The sequence below is a fragment of the Actinoplanes sp. KI2 genome, from assembly GCF_025630775.1.
Lineage (GTDB): Bacteria > Actinomycetota > Actinomycetes > Mycobacteriales > Micromonosporaceae > Actinoplanes.
In genome coordinates this window covers 1-1,353 of record NZ_JAOSZE010000118.1, presented here as the reverse complement: position 1 = coordinate 1,353, position 1,353 = coordinate 1, and the positions used below count along the sequence as shown (strand labels likewise).

Genomic DNA, 1,353 nt, shown 5'->3' with positions numbered 1-1,353 from the left:
GCCGCCGACGACCAGCTTTTCGACGGCGGTCCGCTGGTGGCCGGCCATCGGTGGCAGGGTCGCCACGACCGAGTCCACGACGGCGGCCCAGGGCGAGCCGGCGTCGTGCAGCGCGAGCCGCAGCATCTCCAGGCCGGCCCGGTGCCGGACGAGCGGCTCGCGATCGCCGGTGGCCGCCGCGAACTCGAGGACCACGCCGACGTGGTCGGGCAGTTCCTCGTCGCTCAGCCGCAGCCCCGCCGCGGCGTACGTCTGCTTGAGCGCCAGCAGCGCCATCCCTCGGTTGCGGGTGTCGCCGTGTGCGTAGTAGGTCAGGAACAGGCAGCAGCGCTTGCGGTGGTCGAAGGTGGCCACGTAGTCCTCGGCGAGCCGGGCGGGCGGCGTGTGCCGGACGTGGTCGAGGAAGCGCAGCAGCGGATCACCGACCGGCGCCGCCAGGGTCCGCGCCGCCTCGTCCAGCAGATCGAGGCGGTCCAGCAGGGTCGCGTCCGGATACCCGATCATCAGGGACTGGCACTGCCAGGCGCGGGCGTTCACTTCGAGTCCTCTTCGTGCCGGGGCGGGAACAGTCCCTCGGGGCGGCCCTTCCCGTCCCAGTTGAGGAGGTTGACCCGCAGCTCCTTCTGACCCGGGTCGACCATCGTGTCGCTGGTCTGCCGGGAGACGAGCATGTGGAAGTTCTCCACCGCGATCGGCATCGGCCCGCCGGACGACTCGCCGAACGGGCCCGAGCCGCCCATCCCCGGCCCGCCCTCGTAGTCCAGGCTGCACTCGGTGGCCAGTTCCTCCAGCCCGTGCGCCTGCTCGGCGTGGGCCGGCGGAATCACGTACCGCTCGTCGTATTTGGCCAGCGCGAGCAGCCGGTACATCTCGTACGTCTGCTCCCCGGTCATCCCCACCGCGGCCGGGATCGACTCGTCCGGCTCGCGGCCCAGGTTGAGATCCCGCATGTACGAGCGCATCGCGGCCAGCCGGCGCAGCACCAGGTCGACCGGCGCCGGGTCGCCGGCGGTGAACAGTTGGGCCAGGTAGTCGACCGGGATGCGCAGCGCGTCGATCGCGGCGAACAGGTTGCCCCGGTCCTCGGCGTCGTAGCCGGTCTCCTTGACCGCATCGACCACCGGGGACAGCGGCGGGATGTACCAGACCATCGGCATCGTCCGGTACTCCGGGTGCAGCGGGAGCGCCACCCGGTACTTGTTGATCAGGGCGTACACCGGCGAGCGCTGCGCGGCGTCGAGCCAGTCCCGCGGGATGCCGGCCTGCTCGGCGGCCCGCACCACGGCGGGGTCGAACGGGTCGAGGAAGACCTTGCGCTGCGCCTCGTAGAGATCGTGGTCGTCCGGCGTGGCA

1 protein-coding gene and 1 pseudogene are annotated in these 1,353 nt (G+C 71.8%); both read right to left on the bottom strand.

The features are described from left to right. A partial coding sequence (gene narJ, locus ODJ79_RS46525) for a nitrate reductase molybdenum cofactor assembly chaperone (RefSeq protein ID WP_263030177.1) occupies window positions 1-537 on the bottom strand: 537 nt, incomplete at its 3' end. Beyond that, a pseudogene (gene narY / locus ODJ79_RS46520) lies at window positions 534-1,353 on the bottom strand (nitrate reductase subunit beta); the annotation flags it as partial. The gene narJ and the pseudogene narY, both read right to left, overlap by 4 nt.